Here is a 17,934-nt window from a genome sequence, read left to right as displayed (position 1 = left end):
CTTGTGCAGGACACTCCGTAGCGCCTCTGTTAGGCTCCGGGGCTTATTTACTGTCCGCTCAACGAGATTTTCCCGCGTGCCCGACGCCATCCTGCGCCTCGCCCTGCCTTCGCCCCTGCGCCGCTTGTTCGACTACCGTGCACCAGCCGGTGTGCTGCGCGCCCAGTTGCATCCGGGCATGCGCCTGCGGGTGCCCTTCGGCCGCCGGGAGATGATCGGCATTCTGGTGGAAGTGGCGGATCACAGCGAAGTCCCAGCCGAGAAACTCAAACCGGCGCTGGCCTTGCTGGACCCCACCCCGCCTCTGCCACCCGCCCTGTTCAAGCTGTGCCTGTGGACCGCCCAGTATTATCAGCACAGCCTCGGCGACACCCTGAGCTGGGCGCTTCCGGTGCTGCTGCGCCAGGGAGAGCTGGCCGAGGCCCGCCAGGAGCGTTTCTGGTCGATTGCCCCTGGCGCTCGCCTTGATGACCCACGCATCGCCCGTGCCCCGCGCCAGCGTGAAGCCCTGGCAACCCTGGCCCAGCATCCCCATGGCGTGCCCCATGCATTGCTGAGCAAGCTGATGCTGAGCAAGGACAGCCTGGATCTGCTTCTGGCCAAGGATCTGGTGCAGGTGGAAGTACGCAAGCACGCAGCGGGCGTGCGCCATGAACACTGGCTGGCCCAGCCGGAGCTGCCGCTCAACAGCGAACAGCGTGCCGCCTATGAAGCCATCCGCGCCGGGTTCGACAGCTACCACGCCTTTCTCCTGGCCGGCGTCACCGGCAGCGGCAAGACCGAGGTCTACCTGCAACTGATCCGCGAGACCCTGGAGGCCGGCAAGCAGGCGCTGGTGCTGATCCCGGAAATCAACCTGGGGCCGCAAACCCTGGCGCGCTTCGAGCAGCGCTTCAACGCACGCATCGCCCTGCTGCACTCGGCGGTCAATGATCGGGAACGCCTGGACGCCTGGCTCGCGGCCCGGGATGGCGAGGCCGACATCATCATCGGCACCCGCTCGGCCCTGTTCACCCCGATGAAGAACCCCGGGCTGATCATCATCGACGAGGAGCACGATGGCTCCTATAAACAGCAGGAAGGCCTGCGCTACCACGCCCGGGACCTGGCGCTGGTGCGGGCACGCCAGGAAAACATCCCGATTGTCCTGGGCTCGGCGACGCCATCCCTGGAAAGCCTGCACAACGCCTACACCGGCCGCTATGGACTGTTGCGCCTGAACGAGCGGGCCGGTGGCGCCAAACAACCACGCTTCCTGCGCCTGGATGTGAAGAGTCGCCCCCTGGACAGCGGTATTTCTGGCCCCATGCAACAAGCCATCGGCCAGACCCTGGCCGCCGGGCAGCAAGTGCTGGTGTTTCTCAACCGCCGGGGCTTCGCCCCGACCCTGCTCTGCCACGACTGCGGCTGGATGTCCGAATGTCAGCGCTGCGATGCCCGGATGACCGTGCACCAGCGCTCCGGCGAGTTGCGCTGCCATCATTGTGGCCACGTCGAGCGCGTACCGCGCCATTGCCCGCAATGCGGCAAGGTCGACCTGCGCCCCGTGGGCGCCGGCACCGAGCGCGCGGAGGAACGCCTGGGAATACTCTTCCCCGACTACCCGGTGTTACGGGTGGATCGCGACAGCACCTCACGCAAGGATGCGATGAACCAACTGTTCGCCACCATCCAGAAAGGTCATCCGTGCATCCTGGTGGGCACCCAGATGCTCGCCAAGGGCCACCACTTCCCCCGGGTCACCCTGGTATCGATCCTCGATGCCGACGGCGGCCTGTTTTCCGGCGACTTCCGCGCCAGCGAGCGCATGGCGCAACTGATCGTCCAGGTGGCCGGGCGCGCGGGACGAGCCGAAGAACCGGGCAAGGTGATCATTCAGACGCACCTGGCCGACCACCCACTGCTGGTGCAATTGACCGAGCAGGGCTACTTCGCCTTCGCCGAGCAAGCCCTGAGCGAGCGCCGCGCCGCCGGCCTGCCGCCCTTTGCCCACCTGGCGCTGCTGCGGGCCGAAGCCCATAAGCCGGGCCAGGCCGAAGGCTTTCTGGACGAAGCCTGCAGCGAGGCGGAGCGCTTGCTGGCGGAACAGCACCTGGGAGGCATCGAACTATTGGGCCCGGTGCCAGCTCCGATGGAACGGCGCGCCGGACGCTACCGTGCGCAATTGCTGCTGCAGGCCAACGCCCGGGCACCGCTGCACCGGCTGCTTAGCAGTTGGCTGCTGGTGCTGGAGCAAATGCCCAGCGGGCGCCAGGTGCGCTGGTCGCTGGATGTGGACCCAGTGGATCTGTATTGATCGATACAGTGTTTTCGCGGGCAAGCCCGCTCCGACAATGGGCAGCATCAAACCCGTAGGAACAGGCTTGCCCGCGAACAGCACCGAATAGCCACCACCGATCCCCCAGCAGCCCTCTATAGTTGGCAAGCCCGCTTCAGCAACGGATAATGCCCAGTTTTTCCACCTGCGCACCGAAGCGCCGCCGCGCCAGCGGTCGAAAGAGAAGACCATGAAAGACACCATTCGCCAGCTCATCCAGCAAGCCATCACCCAACTCGTCACCGAAGGTGTGTTGCCAGAAGGCCTGTCGCCGGCGATCCAGGTCGAAAACACTCGCGACAAGACCCACGGCGACTTCGCCAGCAATATCGCCATGATGCTGGCCAAGCCCGCCGGCATGAAGCCGCGCGACCTGGCGGAAAAGATCATCGCCGCATTGCCGGCCCATGAAGACCTGAGCAAGGCGGAAATCGCCGGCCCGGGCTTCATCAACTTCTTCCAGAACACCCAGGCCCTGGCTGCGCGCCTGGACGCCGCCCTTGGCGACGAGCACCTGGGCGTGCGCAAGGCCGGCCCGGCACAACGCACCGTGGTCGACATGTCGGCGCCCAACCTGGCCAAAGAGATGCACGTCGGCCATCTGCGCTCCACCATCATCGGCGACGGCGTGGCACGGGTCCTGGAGTTCCTCGGCGACACCGTGATCCGCCAGAACCACGTCGGTGACTGGGGCACCCAGTTCGGCATGCTGATGGCGTACCTGGAAGAAAACCCGATCACCAGCGACGAACTGTCGGACCTGGAGAACTTCTACCGCGCCGCCAAGCAGCGTTTCGACGAATCCGAAGCCTTTGCCGATCGTGCCCGCAGCCTGGTGGTCAAGCTGCAGGCCGGCGATCCGGACTGCCTGGAGCTGTGGACCAAGTTCAAGGACATCTCCCTGTCCCACTGCCAGAAAATTTACGAGCTGCTGAACGTCAAGCTGACCATGGCCGACGTCATGGGCGAGAGCGCCTATAACGACGACCTGATCAATGTGGTCAACGACCTCAAGGCCAAGGGCATGCTGGTGGAGAGCAACGGCGCCCAGTGCGTGTTCCTCGACGAGTTCAAGAACGCCGAAGGCGAGCCGCTGCCGGTGATCATCGTCAAGGCCGATGGCGGTTACCTCTACGCCACCACCGACTTGGCCGCCGTGCGCTACCGCAGTGGCAAGCTCAAGGCCGATCGTGCCCTGTACTTCGTCGACCAGCGCCAGGCCCTGCACTTCCAGCAGGTGTTCGCCGTGGCGCACAAAGCCGGTTTCGTGACCCATCCGATGGAGATGGAGCACATGGGCTTCGGCACCATGAACGGCGCCGACGGCCGTCCGTTCAAGACCCGCGACGGCGGCACCGTAAAACTCATCGACCTGCTGACCGAAGCCGAAGAACGCGCCTACGTCCTGGTGAAAGAGAAGAACCCGCAACTGCCGGAAGCCGACCTGCGCAGCATCGCCAAGGTGGTGGGCATCGACTCGGTGAAATACGCCGATCTGTCCAAGCACCGCACCAGCGACTACAGCTTCAACTTCGACCTGATGCTCAACTTCGAAGGCAACACCGCCCCCTACCTGCTGTATGCCTACACCCGCGCCGCCGGCGTATTCCGCAAGCTGGGCAAGGACTTCAGCGAAGTGGGCGGCCAGATCGAACTGCACGCAGCTCAGGAACTGGAGCTGGCGGCCAAGCTGGCGCAGTTCGGCGAGATCCTCAACAACGTCGCCGACAAGGGCACCCCGCACATCCTCTGCACCTACCTGTACGACGTGGCCGGGCTGTTTTCCAGCTTCTATGAGAACTGTCCAATCCTGGCGGCCGAGACACCGACGCAGATGCACAGCCGTCTGCGCCTCACCGAGCTGACCCGTCGCACCCTCAAGCAAGGTCTGGAACTGCTGGGCCTCAAAGTCCTGGAGCAAATGTAAGTTGGCTGCCAAGAAAAAACCTGCACCCAAGCGTGGCGCCAGCCGTTACCAGGCTCCGGCAAAGAAGCCGATCCCGGGCTGGTTGTGGCTGGCCATCGGCCTGACCATCGGCGCCTTCATCGTGTTCCTGATGAAGCTCGAACCGGGCAAGGGTGGCGACAGCGTCAAGCGCGAAAAGATCGAACAGCAGAAAGCCAGCAAGATCGCCGAGGCCAACAAGACCCCGCCGAGCCCGCAGCAACCGGTGAAGCCGAAGTACGACTTCTACACCCTGCTGCCGGAATCGGAAGTCATAGTGCCGCCCGAAGCGGTGCCGGAGAAAACCCTGCCGACGCCGCAGGTGCCGCCAGTGCCGACCACCCCGGTCACCCCGGCGGAAGCGGCGAAGATCGACACGGCTCGGGCCCAGGCGGCCCTGGCCGGGATCACTCCGCCACCGGCTCCACCTGTGGCCAAGGCAGCACCGGTGACCAAGTTCTTCCTCCAGGCCGGTTCGTTCCGCAAGGAAGCCGACGCCGACAAGGTGCGCGCGCAGATCATTCTGCTGGGCCAGTCGGTTTCGGTTGAGTCCGGCACGGTGAAGGACGAAACCTGGTACCGGGTATTGGTAGGGCCTTTCAGCAATCGGGAACAGCTCACCGTGGCCCAGAAACAACTGGCCGGCGCCGGTTTCAGCAACCTGCTGTTACAACAGCGCCAGAGCCGCTAAGCCGACCGCTGCGCGATCGATCGCGGCTCAGCCCACTCCTACACAACGCCCCGTAGGAGCGGGCTTGACCGCGAAGCGCTTGCAGCTTGCAACAATGACCGCCGGTCCTGCGCTACAGCCTCCAGTTGAAAAACGCTCAGCCACCCCCATATGAGTTTCCATCAGGGCACTTTCGCCCCGCTGTGTGGAGACTTCCCCTTGACCACCATCGTTTCAGTCCGCCGCCACGGCAAAGTCGTCATGGGCGGCGACGGCCAGGTTTCTCTCGGCAACACCGTGATGAAAGGCAACGCGAAAAAAGTCCGTCGCCTGTACCACGGCCAGGTGATCGCCGGTTTTGCCGGGGCCACCGCTGACGCCTTCACCCTGTTCGAACGCTTCGAAGGCCAGCTGGAGAAACATCAGGGTCACTTGGTGCGAGCCGCTGTCGAACTGGCCAAAGAATGGCGTACCGACCGCTCCCTCAGCCGCCTGGAAGCCATGCTGGCCGTCGCTAACAAGGACGCTTCCTTGATCATCACCGGCAACGGCGACGTGGTTGAGCCCGAAGACGGCCTGATCGCCATGGGTTCCGGTGGCGCCTACGCCCAGGCCGCTGCCAGCGCCTTGCTGAAGAAGACCGACCTGTCTGCCCGTGAAATCGTCGAGACCGCCCTGGGTATCGCCGGCGACATCTGTGTATTCACCAACCACACTCAAACCATCGAGGAGCAGGATCTCGCGGAATAAGCCTGTTGCGGCGTTCGCGCCACGGCATTCATTCTTGCTTGAGGACCGCCAATTACTATGTCCATGACACCCCGCGAAATCGTCCACGAACTCAACCGCCATATCATCGGCCAGGACGATGCCAAGCGCGCCGTCGCTATCGCTCTGCGTAACCGCTGGCGCCGGATGCAACTGCCGGCCGAGCTGCGCGTTGAAGTGACCCCCAAGAACATCCTGATGATCGGCCCGACCGGTGTCGGCAAGACCGAAATCGCCCGGCGCCTGGCCAAGCTGGCCAATGCCCCCTTTATCAAGGTCGAAGCCACCAAATTCACCGAGGTCGGCTATGTCGGCCGCGACGTTGAATCGATCATTCGTGACCTGGCCGATGCGGCAATCAAGATGTTCCGCGAACAGGAAATGGTCCGGGTTCGCCACCGCGCCGAGGACGCCGCCGAAGAACGCATCCTCGATGCCCTGCTGCCACCGGCACGCACGGGCTTCAGCGGCGATGAGGCTCCGGCCCAGGACTCCAACACCCGCCAGCTGTTCCGCAAGCGCCTGCGCGAGGGCCAGCTGGACGACAAGGAAATCGAGATCGAAGTGGCGGAAGTCAGCGGTGTCGACATTTCTGCGCCACCGGGCATGGAAGAAATGACCAACCAGCTGCAGAGCCTGTTCGCCAACATGGGCAAGGGCAAGCGCAAGAGCCGCAAGCTCAAGGTCAAGGAAGCGCTGAAACTGGTGCGCGACGAAGAAGCCAGCCGCCTGGTCAACGATGAGGAACTCAAAGCCAAGGCCCTGGAGGCCGTCGAGCAGCATGGCATCGTGTTCATCGACGAGATCGACAAGGTGGCCAAGCGTGGCAACTCCGGCGGCGTCGACGTGTCCCGCGAAGGCGTACAGCGCGACCTGCTGCCACTAATCGAAGGCTGCACCGTCAACACCAAGCTGGGTATGGTCAAGACCGACCACATCCTGTTCATTGCCTCCGGTGCCTTCCACCTGAGCAAGCCAAGCGATCTGGTGCCCGAGCTGCAAGGCCGCCTGCCGATCCGTGTGGAGCTCAAGGCACTGTCGCCGGAAGACTTCGAGCGCATCCTCAGCGAGCCCCATGCTTCGCTGACCGAGCAGTACCGTGAGCTGCTGAAGACCGAAGGCCTGAATATCGAGTTCCTGCCCGACGGCATCAAGCGCCTGGCGGAGATTGCCTGGCAGGTCAACGAGAAGACCGAGAACATCGGTGCTCGTCGCCTGCACACCCTGCTGGAGCGCCTGCTGGAAGAGGTGTCGTTCAGCGCCGGTGATCTGGCCAGCGCTCACAGCGAAGAGCCGATCCGCATCGATGCCGCCTACGTCAACAGCCACCTGGGCGAATTGGCACAGAACGAAGACCTGTCCCGTTATATCCTGTAAGCCTTCACTACCCACGTAGGAGCCGGCTTGCCAGCGACAGGGCCACCCGCCCCGATCGCCGGCAAGCCGGCTCCTACCGGAAGGACTACAGGTCATGAGCAAACTCCCCACCGGCATCAACCTGCATAAAGCCTCGAAAACCCTGACCCTGACCTATGGGCCAGACGAGGTCTATCAACTGCCCGCGGAATTCCTGCGGGTGCACTCCCCCTCTGCCGAGGTCCAGGGCCACGGCAAACCCATCCTTCAGTTCGGCAAGCTTGGCGTTGGCCTGAGCAAGGTTGAACCGGCTGGCCAGTACGCACTGAAATTGACCTTCGATGACGGCCATGACAGCGGATTGTTCACCTGGGACTACCTGTATCAGTTGGCGCTGCGCCAGGAAGATCTGTGGAGCGATTATCTGGCGGAACTCAAAGCTGCCGGAAAGTCCCGCGACCCGAATGAGTCCGTCATCAAGCTGATGCTCTAGCTCAAGCCTCCGGCTGTTTAGAGGGCATTTTCTAATTCCATCTGTTTGAATGCTGCGCTGTATGGCCAATGAATGGCCTGCTTGCGAAAAAAATTAAACTCGGGTAACCAATGGAGCTGGCAAGTTCCCTGCAGAGTTTTGCGAGCCTGTAAGGCAGCGGTGCGCAATTAACGGTCACCCGAGCAGTAGTACCTGGCATCGTGCTGTGTGACTGCACAGCAGGTCCGGTACTCGTCTCAGGACAATGGAGCGTCGTAGATGAGTAACAAGAATAACGATGACCTGAAACGCCAAGCCTCGGAAAACACCCTGGGGCTCAATCCGGTCATCGGCTTGCGTAGAAAGGATCTGCTTACCTCTGCTCGAATGGTGCTTGCCCAGGCCATCAAACAACCCATCCACAGCGTCAAGCACGTTGCTCATTTCGGCCTCGAACTGAAGAACGTGATGTTCGGCAAGTCGACGCTGCAACCGGAGAGCGACGACCGTCGTTTCAACGATCCGGCCTGGAGCCAGAACCCGCTGTACAAACGTTACCTGCAAACCTATCTGGCGTGGCGCAAGGAACTCCACGACTGGATCGGCGACAGTAGCCTGTCGGAACAGGACATCAGCCGGGGCCACTTCGTGATCAACCTGATGACCGAGGCCATGGCCCCGACCAACAGCGCGGCCAACCCTGCTGCAGTCAAGCGCTTCTTCGAAACCGGCGGCAAGAGCCTCCTGGACGGCCTGTCACACCTGGCCAAGGACCTGGTGCACAACGGCGGCATGCCCAGCCAGGTGAACATGGACGCCTTCGAAGTCGGCAAGAACCTCGGCACCAGCGAAGGGGCTGTGGTGTTTCGCAACGATGTACTGGAACTGATCCAGTACCGGCCGATCACCGAGCAGGTTCACGAGCGACCGCTGCTGGTGGTACCGCCACAGATCAACAAGTTCTATGTCTTCGACCTCAGCCCGGACAAGAGCCTGGCGCGGTTCTGCCTGCGCAACAATGTGCAAACCTTCATCGTCAGCTGGCGCAACCCCACCAAGGCACAACGGGAATGGGGCCTGTCCACCTATATCGAGGCCCTGAAAGAAGCCGTCGACGTGGTGACCGCGATCACCGGTAGCAAGGACGTGAACATGCTCGGTGCCTGCTCCGGGGGCATCACCTGCACTGCCTTGCTGGGCCACTATGCAGCGCTGGGGGAGAAGAAGGTCAATGCCCTGACCCTGTTGGTCAGCGTGCTCGATACCACCCTGGATACCCAGGTAGCCCTGTTCGTCGACGAGCAGACCCTGGAGGCGGCCAAGCGCCACTCCTATCAGGCCGGTGTCCTAGAAGGCCGGGACATGGCCAAAGTGTTCGCCTGGATGCGCCCCAACGATCTGATCTGGAACTACTGGGTCAACAACTACCTGCTGGGCAATGAGCCGCCGGTGTTCGACATCCTGTTCTGGAACAACGACACCACGCGCCTGCCTGCCGCGTTCCACGGCGATCTGATCGAGATGTTCAAGAACAATCCGCTGATCCGCCCCAATGCACTGGAAGTGTGCGGGACGCCGATCGACCTGAAGCAGGTCACGGCCGATATTTTCTCACTGGCCGGGACCAACGATCACATTACCCCGTGGAAGTCCTGCTACAAGTCGGCACAATTGTTCGGTGGCAATGTGGAGTTCGTGCTGTCCAGCAGCGGTCATATCCAGAGCATCCTCAATCCGCCAGGCAACCCGAAAGCGCGCTACATGACCAGCAGCGATATCCCTGCCTGTCCCGATCAGTGGCAGGAAAACTCGGTCAAGCACACCGACTCCTGGTGGCTGCACTGGCAAGCCTGGCAAGCGGAGCGCTCGGGCGAGCTGAAACCAGCACCCAGCGTTCTGGGCAACAAGAAATACGCAGCCGCCGAAGCCGCGCCGGGGACCTACGTCCACGAGCGTTGAGCCCAGGCATTAAACGACGCGGCGCCAGGAGGTGCCGCCAAGCCCTATTCTTGGTACGAGGCCTGGCCTCAGGAAATCCGGAGGACGCCCGGGAAGGCGCCTCCAATGGTTCACTTCACAGGGCTACGGCATGCCACACTCTTTCATCTTCCGCACCGTTGATCTGGACGGCCAGACCATCCGCACTGCGGTACGCCCCGGCAAGCCTCACTTGACGCCACTGCTGATCTTCAACGGTATCGGCGCCAACCTGGAGCTGGTGTTCCCCTTCGTCCAGGCCCTGGACCCGGACCTGGAGGTCATTGCCTTCGACGTCCCGGGGGTTGGCGGCTCCTCGACCCCGAGCCGGCCTTATCGGTTCCCGGGCCTGGCCAAGCTGACTGCACGCATGCTCGATTACCTGGACTATGGCCAGGTCAACGCGGTGGGCGTGTCATGGGGCGGCGCCCTGGCCCAGCAATTCGCCTACGACTACCCGGAGCGCTGCAAGAAGCTGGTGCTGGCAGCCACCGCGGCCGGCGCTTTCATGGTCCCCGGCAAACCCAAAGTGCTGTGGATGATGGCCAGCCCACGGCGCTACGTGCAGCCCTCCCACGTAATGCGCATCGCCCCGCTGATCTACGGTGGCTCCTTCCGCCGCGACCCGAACCTGGCCGCCGAACACGCGGCCAAGGTGCGCTCGGCCGGCAAACTGGGCTACTACTGGCAGCTGTTCGCCGGCCTGGGCTGGACCAGCATTCACTGGCTGCACAAGATCCACCAGCCGACCCTGGTGCTGGCCGGTGATGACGACCCGCTGATCCCCTTGATCAACATGCGCATGCTGGCCTGGCGAATTCCCAACGCCCAGCTGCATATCATCGATGACGGCCACCTGTTCCTGATCACCCGGGCCGAGGCCGTCGCCCCCATTATCATGAAGTTCCTCCAGGAGGAGCGACAAAGGGCCGTGATGCACCCCCATCCCGAACCTTTGCGTCCCATGAAGTAAAAGATACCTGTCGACAGGATCGTCGCGCGCAAGAAGGGCCAGGACCGACTATGTTGTCTGTCTTGGATTGGTCTGCTTGTTAGTGGTTTGACGAAGGAGTGTTGACTCATGCAAGACAAACCTGCGCAGGGCTCGCTGCCCTCCCCCGCAGCCTATATCAACGCACAGAGTGCGATCACCGGTCTGCGCGGTCGGGATCTGCTCTCCACGTTGCGCAGCCTCGCGGTCCACAGTCTCCGTAACCCGTTGCAAAGCGCCCGTCATACTTTAGCCCTGGGCGGCCAGCTAGGACGCGTGTTGCTGGGGGAAACCCTGCACAAACCCAACCCCAAGGACAACCGTTTCGCCGACCCGGCCTGGACCCTCAACCCTTTTTACAAACGGGGTCTGCAGGCTTACCTGAGCTGGCAAAAGCAGGTCCGGAGCTGGATCGACGACAGCGGAATGAGCGAGGACGACCGGGCCCGGGCGCACTTTGCCTTTTCCCTGCTCAATGACGCCGTGGCGCCTTCCAACACCTTGCTCAACCCCCTGGCCCTCAAGGAGATTTTCAACACCGGTGGCAACAGCGTGGTGCGCGGCATCAGCAACCTGGTGGATGACCTGCTGCACAACAACGGGCTGCCCAGTCAGGTGACCAAGCACGCCTTCGAAATCGGCCGCAACCTGGCCGTGACCCCAGGCTCGGTGGTGTTTCGCAATGAACTGCTGGAATTGATCCAGTACAGTCCCATGAGCGAAAAGCAGTACGCCAAGCCCGTGCTGATCGTGCCGCCACAGATCAACAAGTACTACATTTTCGACCTCAGCCCGGGCAACAGCTTCGTCCAGTACGCGCTGAAGAACGGCCTGCAGGTGTTCATGGTCAGTTGGCGCAACCCGGACGTGCGCCATCGCGAGTGGGGCCTGTCGAGCTATGTGGAAGCGGCCGAAGAGGCACTGAATGTCGCCCGTGCCATTACCGGCAGTCGGGAAGTCAACCTGGTGGGTGCCTGTGCTGGCGGCCTGACCATTGCCGCCCTGCAAGGCCACCTGCAGGCCAAGCGGCAACTGCGTCGGGTCGCCAGCGCCACCTATCTGGTGAGCCTGCTGGACAGCCAGCTGGATAGCCCGGCCACCTTGTTCGCCGATGAGAAAACCCTGGAGGCGGCCAAGCGTCGCTCCTACCAGCAAGGGGTGCTGAACGGCCGCGACATGGCCAAGGTGTTTGCCTGGATGCGCCCCAACGACCTGATCTGGAACTACTGGGTCAACAACTACCTGCTGGGCAAGGAGCCGCCGGTCTTCGACATCCTGTACTGGAACAACGACAGCACCCGCTTGCCCGCCGCCTTGCACGGCGACCTGCTGGACTTCTTCAAGCACAACCCGCTGAGCCACGAGGGTGGACTGGAAGTCTGCGGCACACCGATCGATTTGCAGAAGGTCACGGTGGACAGCTTCAGCGTGGCCGGGATCAACGACCACATCACGCCCTGGGACGCGGTGTACCGCTCGACCCTGCTGCTGGGAGGCGATAAACGCTTTGTACTGTCCAACAGCGGGCATGTGCAGAGCATCCTCAACCCACCGAGCAACCCCAAGGCCAACTACGTGGAGAACCACAAGCTCAGCAGCGACCCTCGAGCCTGGTACTACGACGCCAAACATGTCGACGGCAGTTGGTGGAGCCAATGGCTGGCCTGGGTTCAGGAACACTCCGGAGCGCAGCGCGAAACCCTGGCCACCCTGGGCAACCAGAATTACCCACCGATGGAGGCCGCTCCAGGCACTTACGTGCGCGTGCGCTAAAGACACTTTGCAGCCCGACTCCGCGCTGGAGTCGTACCCCTCAATGGACCGACAAGAAGTCAGGATGAAGACCCGCGACCGGATACTCGAATGTGCCCTGCAACTGTTCAACCAGAAGGGCGAGCCCAATGTCTCCACCATGGAGGTGGCCAATGAAATGGGGATCAGCCCCGGCAACCTCTACTACCACTTCCATGGCAAGGAACCTCTGGTGCTCGGCCTGTTCGAGCGTTTCCAGAACGAGCTGACACCACTGCTGGACCCTCCGTCCGATGCCCAGCTGGCGCCGGAAGACTATTGGTTGTTTCTACACCTGATTGTCGAGCGCCTGGCCCACTACCGCTTTCTGTTCCAAGACCTCTCCAACCTTGCGGGACGCTTGCCGAAACTGGCCAAAGGCATTCGCAACCTGCTCAACGCCCTCAAGCGCACCCTGGCTTCCCTGCTGGCCCGGCTCAAGACTCTAGGCCAACTGGTCAGCGGCACCCAAGCCCTGGGCCAGCTGGTGGAACAGATCACCATGACCTTGCTGTTCTCACTGGATTACCAACGGATTCTCGATCGCGAAGGCGAAGTGCGTCTGGTGGTCTACCAGATCATGATGCTGGTGGCGCCGCACTTGCTGCCACCGGCAAAGCTGGCCACGGAACAGATGGCCCTGCGTTACCTGGATGAACAGGGATAGCCAGCAGCGCGCCATAAAAAAACGCCCGACCTTCGCAGGCCGGGCGTTTTTTGTGTGCCTGATGTAATCAGGACTGGCTGCTTGGCGTCGCTGGAGCCGGCGCTGCAGTTGGAGTTACAGCCGGACCAGGTGCTGCGGCGGAGTTCGCCGAGCTGGCCGAGGCCACTGGTGCCGCAGTTGCAGGCTTGGCTGCTACAGCGGGCTTGGCTGCCGGTTTGGCTGCTACAGGCTTCTTGGCTACAGGTTTTTTCGCCACGGCCGGCTTCGCAGCAGGTTTGGCGGCCGCTTTCACCGCTGGTTTGGCAGCGGGTTTGGCCGCTGGCTTGGCTGCAACAGGCTTGGCTGCGGGTTTGGCGGCCGCGGTTTTCGCTGCTGGCTTGGCGGCGGCCTTGACTGCCGGTTTGGCGGCAGGCTTGGCCAGTGGCTTGGCAGCAGGTTTTGCCGCCGGCTTGGCGGCAGCGGTCTTGGCTGCAACCGGCGCGACCTTGGCACCTGTGAGTTTCTCGATCTGCTTGGTCAGGGTATCGACCTTGTCATGCAGCGCCTTCACCTCATTGCGGCTCGGTACGCCCAGACGCGAGATGGCACTGTTCAAGCGCTTGTCGAAAGCGCCTTCCAGTTCGTCCCACTTGCCCAAAGCGCGGTCCTTGACGTCGCTGATACGCGACTTGGCGGAACTTGCGGAGTCTTTGGCAGCATCAACCTTCTTGCCAACTACGCTCTTGGTCAGCTTCTCGGCTTTCTCACCATCCTTGACCAGTGTCTCGAAAAGCTTGCTGCCGTCAGAGTCGATTTTCGAGTACACGCCTAAACCAGCAAGCCAAATTTTACGGGAGTACTCTTCGACTTTCCCGATCCACGAGCTGCCTTCTTTTTCAGTATTCTTTTTACCAGCCATCCCGTTCTCCTTAATGTTTACGCGCGACACGTTCGAGCAACGCCGTCAGCTCATCGAGCTTAGCAGAGAGTGTCTCAACGTCATGTTTAGACGGAATGCCGATACGATTCAAGGCACTGGCGACGCGCGTGTCAAAAGCCTTCTCGACTTTATCCAGTTGCACTTCGACTTTGCCTTTAAGAGTGCTGACATCCCCTTTAACGCTATCAATCTGACTGTTGGCAGCTTCAAGTTGTTCAGTGACAACTTTTTTGCCTTTCTTTTCAACGGATTGACCAGCCTTGATCAGCTCCTGAAAGTAGTCGCTGCCTTCCTGACCAACTTTGGCGTAGGCACCCAGGCCTGCCAGCCAGATCTTGCGGGCATAGGATTTGACTTCGCTCAGAGCAGTCGATTGAACATCAACTTTTTTCTTCAGAATTACTTTGGCCATGGTGCACCTCACGCTCAGAAGGTTTGAGGAACTGCCCTCGGAAAGAGGACCTGAGGCACAACCTAAAGAGAAAAATTAGAATCGGCACCCTAACGAATGTCATGAAATCATGTAGGAGCCTGCTCGCCGGAAAGGCTCTTTGCCTGGCACCGTTGCAGTGCCTGCGATTCGCCGGCAAGCCGGCTCCTACCGGTGGGCTCAGGCCAGGGCCTTGTCCAGGGCCTTTTCGATTTCCGACTTGATGGTGCCGCTCATGGCCGACATCAACAGCCCCAGCTCCACATCGATACGGATCGACTCTTCACCCACATGCACCGCGCCTTTGACGCCTGAGCGCTTGAGGTTCAGGGTATCCCCTGCCCATTGCGGCTCCAGGCCATACTGATCGGCGAGTTTCTGCGCCAGTTTGTCGGCCTTTTCACGGGCCACCTGCTTACCCAGGCCATGGGCACGTTCAACACTAATACGGGCCATTGAAGGACTCCTGCTGTTTCGGGACTTGCCTGAAGCATCTTGACCCTGAGTGCGTCAAAACGTCCCGGCGGATCGCTATCTTACATTCAGCCTTGCCAAGACAAAGACCGCCACCGGCATTAGAATGTCCCGCATTCTCTTTTGGTGACAGCGATATGACTGATCAGCGCAAAGGCAGCGATGCCGAACCCACCACGCACTTCGGCTTCAAGAACGTTCCTGAAAGCCAGAAGGCGGAAAAAGTCGCCGAAGTATTCCACTCGGTAGCGGCCAAGTACGACCTGATGAACGACGTACTCTCAGGCGGCATGCACCGTTTGTGGAAACGCTTCACCATCGAGCTGTCAGGCGTGCGCGCCGGCAATCGCGTATTGGACATCGCCGGCGGCACTGGCGACCTGACCAAGCGCTTCTCCCACCTGGTAGGCCCTACTGGCCAAGTGGTACTGGCCGACATCAACGAGTCCATGCTCAAGGTCGGTCGCGATCGCCTGCTGGACCTGGGTGTGGCCGGCAACGTCGAATTCGTCCAGGCCGATGCGGAAAAGCTGCCTTTCCCGGACAACCATTTCGATTGCGTCACCATTGCCTTCGGTCTGCGCAACGTTACCCATAAAGAGGACGCCCTGCGCTCCATGCTGCGGGTGCTCAAGCCCGGCGGCCGGCTGCTGGTGCTGGAATTCTCCAAACCGACCAATGCGCTGATGTCCAAGGTCTACGACGCCTATTCGTTTGCCTTCATGCCCCTGGCCGGCAAGCTGATCACCAACGACTCGGAAAGCTACCGCTACCTGGCCGAATCGATCCGCATGCACCCCAACCAGGAAACCCTGAAGTCGATGATGGTCGAGGCCGGCTTCGACCGCGTGACCTATCACAACATGACCGCAGGCATCGTCGCCCTGCACCGCGGCATCAAGCCCTGATGCTGCTCAGCGGTCTGCTCGCCAGCGTCGAGACCGGCATCAATCGGGTGCTGCGTCTGGACAGCACGGCCCTGCCGCGCCTGCAGCACCTCAATGGCAAGGTGATCGCCGTGGATTGCCGCAACCCGGCATTGCAGCTATTCATCCTGCCCAGCGACGAAGGCCTGATACTGGCCGCCCAATGGGCCGCGGACCCTGACTGCACGCTACGTGCACCGGCCTCAAGCCTGGTGCGCCTGGCCCTGAGCAAGGACAAGACTGCGGTTCTGCACGCTCCGGAAGTGGAGCTGGAAGGCGACAGCGGCGTGCTGCTGGATCTGGCGGCCATCCTCCAGGACCTGGAGCTGGACTGGGAATACGAACTGTCCCGGTGGCTGGGCCCGGTGGCCACCCAACTGTTCAGCGGCCATGTGCGCAGCCGCGCCCGCTGGTATCAGCAAGGATTTGCCAGCCTGAATCAGAACCTCGCCGAGTTCCTCGCCGAAGAATCACGCACCCTGGTGGGCCAGCGCGAAGCCGAAGCGCGCTTTCGTGAGCTGGATCAGGCCAAACTCGACCTGGAACGTCTCGAGGCGCGCTTCGAGCGCCTTTCCCGATCCCTTGACCCAAGCGATAACGCATGAAGCTGCTTGCCGTCCGCCGTCTGTTGCGCATCCAGCGCGTCGTGATCCGTTACCGCCTCGATGACCTGCTGTTCGCCTTGCCCCTGCCCTGGTTTCTCCTGGCCCTGCGCTTCGCCTTGCCCTGGCGCTGGTTCCCGCGCAAGCCGCTGGAGCTGAGCCGCGGTGCCCGGCTGCGCCTTGCACTGCAGGACCTGGGACCGATCTTCATCAAGTTCGGGCAGATCCTCTCCACCCGCCGCGACCTGTTGCCGGAAGACATCGCCGACGAACTGATGCTGCTGCAGGACCGGGTACCACCGTTCGATTCGCAGAAGTCCGTGGCCCTGATCGAAGAACAGCTGGGCAAGAAGATCAGCGACGTGTTCAGCCGCTTTGACATTGAGCCGCTGGCCTCGGCCTCGGTAGCCCAGGTCCACGCCGCCAAGCTCAAGACCGGTGAAGAAGTGGTGGTCAAGGTGATCCGCCCTGGGCTCAAGCCAATCATCGCCCAGGACCTGGCATGGCTGTTCATCCTCGCCCGGGCCGCGGAAAAGCTTTCGGCCGACGCCCGCCTGCTGCATCCGGTGGATGTGGTCAGCGACTACGAGAAAACCATCTACGACGAACTCGACCTGCTGCGCGAGGCGGCCAACGCCAGCCAGCTCAAGCGCAACTTCGAAGGTTCGCCGCTGCTGTACGTACCCCAGGTCTACTGGGATTGGTGCCGGCCGAAAGTACTGGTGATGGAGCGCATCTACGGCATCCAGGTCACTGACCTGGCGACCCTGGCCGACCAGCGCACCGACATGAAAATGCTCGCCGAACGGGGCGTGGAGATCTTCTTCACCCAGGTGTTCCGCGACAGTTTCTTCCACGCCGACATGCACCCGGGCAACATCTTCGTCAGCACCGTGCAGCCCTGGAGCCCGCAGTACATTGCCATCGATTGCGGCATCGTCGGCAGCCTGACCCCGGAAGACCAGGACTACCTGGCACGCAACCTGTTCGCCTTCTTCAAGCGCGACTACCGCCGCGTGGCCCAGTTGCACATCGATTCCGGCTGGGTCCCCGCGGAAACCAAACTTAACGAATTCGAAGCGGCGATCCGCACGGTCTGCGAACCGATCTTTGAAAAGCCGTTGAAGGATATTTCCTTCGGCCAGGTGCTGATGCGTCTGTTCCAGACCGCTCGGCGCTTCAATATGGAAGTCCAGCCGCAGCTGGTGCTGTTGCAGAAGACCCTGCTCAATATTGAAGGCCTGGGTCGCCAGCTGTACCCGGACCTGGACCTGTGGAACACCGCGCAACCCTTCCTCGAACGCTGGATGCGCGAACGGGTCAGCCCGAAAGCCGTGCTCGGTAATATCCACAGCCAGATCGAACAGCTCCCCCACCTGGCCAACATGACTCGCGACCTGCTGGAACGCATGTCGCAGCCACACGCGGCCGACCCTCCGGCGCCCTGGCACAAGCGCAAGGACGACTGGTTCCTGCGCCTGCTGGGCACCGCCCATTTGGGTGGCGGCGCCGTTCTGGCCGCCGGCGGTCCGCTGCATGAGCTGGGCCACTGGCCTGCCGGCATCATGATTGCGGTGGGTCTGTATCTGATCGTTCGCCGATAGCCAGTGGCGCGACCTGCTGGCAAAC

Annotated in this window: 16 protein-coding genes; 13 read left to right on the top strand and 3 right to left on the bottom strand. The window is 61.8% G+C overall.

The window, feature by feature from the left end; all coding sequences use genetic code 11:
* The first annotated feature begins 76 nt into the window (after positions 1 to 76).
* The 10 genes from ACSSVC_RS06000 (at position 77) to ACSSVC_RS05955 (ending at position 12,954) form a co-directional block, all read left to right on the top strand.
* Positions 77 to 2,296: a primosomal protein N' gene (locus ACSSVC_RS06000; protein ID WP_346634463.1), complete on the top strand. Its 2,220-nt coding sequence runs from the start codon at positions 77 to 79 to the stop codon at positions 2,294 to 2,296.
* A 211-nt stretch (positions 2,297 to 2,507) separates the two neighbouring features.
* A complete protein-coding gene (argS, locus tag ACSSVC_RS05995; protein WP_346634462.1) occupies positions 2,508 to 4,244 on the top strand; it encodes an arginine--tRNA ligase in 1,737 nt (578 codons plus the stop codon).
* Position 4,245: 1 nt separating this feature from the next.
* The gene (locus tag ACSSVC_RS05990; protein WP_123725060.1) at positions 4,246 to 4,953 is read left to right on the top strand and encodes an SPOR domain-containing protein; all 708 of its coding nucleotides are present in this window, start codon (positions 4,246 to 4,248) and stop codon (positions 4,951 to 4,953) included.
* A 198-nt stretch (positions 4,954 to 5,151) separates the two neighbouring features.
* Positions 5,152 to 5,682 (top strand): ATP-dependent protease subunit HslV, encoded by a 531-nt coding sequence (gene hslV / locus ACSSVC_RS05985; protein ID WP_003186641.1) that lies wholly within the window; start codon positions 5,152 to 5,154, stop codon positions 5,680 to 5,682.
* A 57-nt stretch (positions 5,683 to 5,739) separates the two neighbouring features.
* A complete protein-coding gene (gene hslU / locus ACSSVC_RS05980; RefSeq protein WP_404938094.1) occupies positions 5,740 to 7,077 on the top strand; it encodes an ATP-dependent protease ATPase subunit HslU in 1,338 nt (445 codons plus the stop codon).
* Between the two features lie 94 nt (positions 7,078 to 7,171).
* Positions 7,172 to 7,549: a gamma-butyrobetaine hydroxylase family protein gene (locus ACSSVC_RS05975; RefSeq protein WP_404938093.1), complete on the top strand. Its 378-nt coding sequence runs from the start codon at positions 7,172 to 7,174 to the stop codon at positions 7,547 to 7,549.
* Positions 7,550 to 7,807: 258 nt separating this feature from the next.
* Positions 7,808 to 9,487, top strand: coding sequence for a class II poly(R)-hydroxyalkanoic acid synthase (gene phaC, locus ACSSVC_RS05970; RefSeq protein ID WP_346634459.1), 1,680 nt, complete (start codon positions 7,808 to 7,810; stop codon positions 9,485 to 9,487).
* A 130-nt stretch (positions 9,488 to 9,617) separates the two neighbouring features.
* Complete coding sequence (gene phaZ, locus ACSSVC_RS05965; protein ID WP_346634458.1) at positions 9,618 to 10,478, top strand: poly(3-hydroxyalkanoate) depolymerase; 861 nt, start codon at positions 9,618 to 9,620, stop codon at positions 10,476 to 10,478.
* Between the two features lie 108 nt (positions 10,479 to 10,586).
* Complete coding sequence (gene phaC / locus ACSSVC_RS05960; RefSeq protein WP_492612073.1) at positions 10,587 to 12,269, top strand: class II poly(R)-hydroxyalkanoic acid synthase; 1,683 nt, start codon at positions 10,587 to 10,589, stop codon at positions 12,267 to 12,269.
* A 64-nt stretch (positions 12,270 to 12,333) separates the two neighbouring features.
* Positions 12,334 to 12,954, top strand: coding sequence for a TetR/AcrR family transcriptional regulator (locus tag ACSSVC_RS05955; RefSeq protein WP_123725054.1), 621 nt, complete (start codon positions 12,334 to 12,336; stop codon positions 12,952 to 12,954).
* 67 nt (positions 12,955 to 13,021) lie between these two features.
* Here the strand turns inward: ACSSVC_RS05955 and ACSSVC_RS05950 are convergent, their stop codons facing one another.
* From ACSSVC_RS05950 to ACSSVC_RS05940, 3 genes are all read right to left on the bottom strand, one after another.
* Positions 13,022 to 13,852: a phasin family protein gene (locus ACSSVC_RS05950; protein ID WP_492612072.1), complete on the bottom strand. Its 831-nt coding sequence runs from the start codon at positions 13,850 to 13,852 to the stop codon at positions 13,022 to 13,024.
* Positions 13,853 to 13,862: 10 nt separating this feature from the next.
* Complete coding sequence (locus tag ACSSVC_RS05945; RefSeq protein ID WP_102862787.1) at positions 13,863 to 14,285, bottom strand: phasin family protein; 423 nt, start codon at positions 14,283 to 14,285, stop codon at positions 13,863 to 13,865.
* Positions 14,286 to 14,483: 198 nt separating this feature from the next.
* Positions 14,484 to 14,759 (bottom strand): polyhydroxyalkanoic acid system family protein, encoded by a 276-nt coding sequence (locus ACSSVC_RS05940; protein WP_346634455.1) that lies wholly within the window; start codon positions 14,757 to 14,759, stop codon positions 14,484 to 14,486.
* Between the two features lie 155 nt (positions 14,760 to 14,914).
* Here ACSSVC_RS05940 and ubiE point away from each other — a divergent pair, with 155 nt between their 5' ends.
* From ubiE to ubiB, 3 genes are read left to right on the top strand one after another with little or no spacing between them, the layout of a single operon-like run.
* A complete protein-coding gene (ubiE, locus tag ACSSVC_RS05935; protein ID WP_011058802.1) occupies positions 14,915 to 15,685 on the top strand; it encodes a bifunctional demethylmenaquinone methyltransferase/2-methoxy-6-polyprenyl-1,4-benzoquinol methylase UbiE in 771 nt (256 codons plus the stop codon).
* Positions 15,685 to 16,308 carry a ubiquinone biosynthesis accessory factor UbiJ gene (locus ACSSVC_RS05930; RefSeq protein WP_346634454.1) on the top strand — a complete coding sequence of 208 codons (624 nt, stop codon included), beginning with the start codon at positions 15,685 to 15,687 and terminating at the stop codon, positions 16,306 to 16,308. Before ubiE ends, ACSSVC_RS05930 begins: the two co-directional genes overlap by 1 nt.
* A complete protein-coding gene (gene ubiB / locus ACSSVC_RS05925; RefSeq protein WP_346634453.1) occupies positions 16,305 to 17,909 on the top strand; it encodes a ubiquinone biosynthesis regulatory protein kinase UbiB in 1,605 nt (534 codons plus the stop codon). Before ACSSVC_RS05930 ends, ubiB begins: the two co-directional genes overlap by 4 nt.
* Positions 17,910 to 17,934 lie beyond the last annotated feature (25 nt).

This window comes from Pseudomonas sp. E1BtOHC1 (genome assembly GCF_058744285.1).
Note: the sequence above shows the minus strand (reverse complement) of the source record. Positions and strands in the feature narration are given on the sequence as shown.

Coding starts and splice junctions, on each gene's coding strand:
- phaZ (WP_346634458.1), top strand. CDS start 9,618: ATGCCACACTCTTTCATCTTCCGCACCGTTGATCTGGACGGCCAGACC.
- ubiE (WP_011058802.1), top strand. CDS start 14,915: ATGACTGATCAGCGCAAAGGCAGCGATGCCGAACCCACCACGCACTTC.
- ACSSVC_RS05950 (WP_492612072.1), bottom strand. CDS start 13,852: ATGGCTGGTAAAAAGAATACTGAAAAAGAAGGCAGCTCGTGGATCGGG.
- phaC (WP_346634459.1), top strand. CDS start 7,808: ATGAGTAACAAGAATAACGATGACCTGAAACGCCAAGCCTCGGAAAAC.
- ACSSVC_RS05955 (WP_123725054.1), top strand. CDS start 12,334: ATGAAGACCCGCGACCGGATACTCGAATGTGCCCTGCAACTGTTCAAC.
- argS (WP_346634462.1), top strand. CDS start 2,508: ATGAAAGACACCATTCGCCAGCTCATCCAGCAAGCCATCACCCAACTC.
- ACSSVC_RS05975 (WP_404938093.1), top strand. CDS start 7,172: ATGAGCAAACTCCCCACCGGCATCAACCTGCATAAAGCCTCGAAAACC.
- phaC (WP_492612073.1), top strand. CDS start 10,587: ATGCAAGACAAACCTGCGCAGGGCTCGCTGCCCTCCCCCGCAGCCTAT.
- ACSSVC_RS05930 (WP_346634454.1), top strand. CDS start 15,685: ATGCTGCTCAGCGGTCTGCTCGCCAGCGTCGAGACCGGCATCAATCGG.
- ACSSVC_RS05940 (WP_346634455.1), bottom strand. CDS start 14,759: ATGGCCCGTATTAGTGTTGAACGTGCCCATGGCCTGGGTAAGCAGGTG.
- hslU (WP_404938094.1), top strand. CDS start 5,740: ATGTCCATGACACCCCGCGAAATCGTCCACGAACTCAACCGCCATATC.
- ACSSVC_RS05945 (WP_102862787.1), bottom strand. CDS start 14,285: ATGGCCAAAGTAATTCTGAAGAAAAAAGTTGATGTTCAATCGACTGCT.
- ubiB (WP_346634453.1), top strand. CDS start 16,305: ATGAAGCTGCTTGCCGTCCGCCGTCTGTTGCGCATCCAGCGCGTCGTG.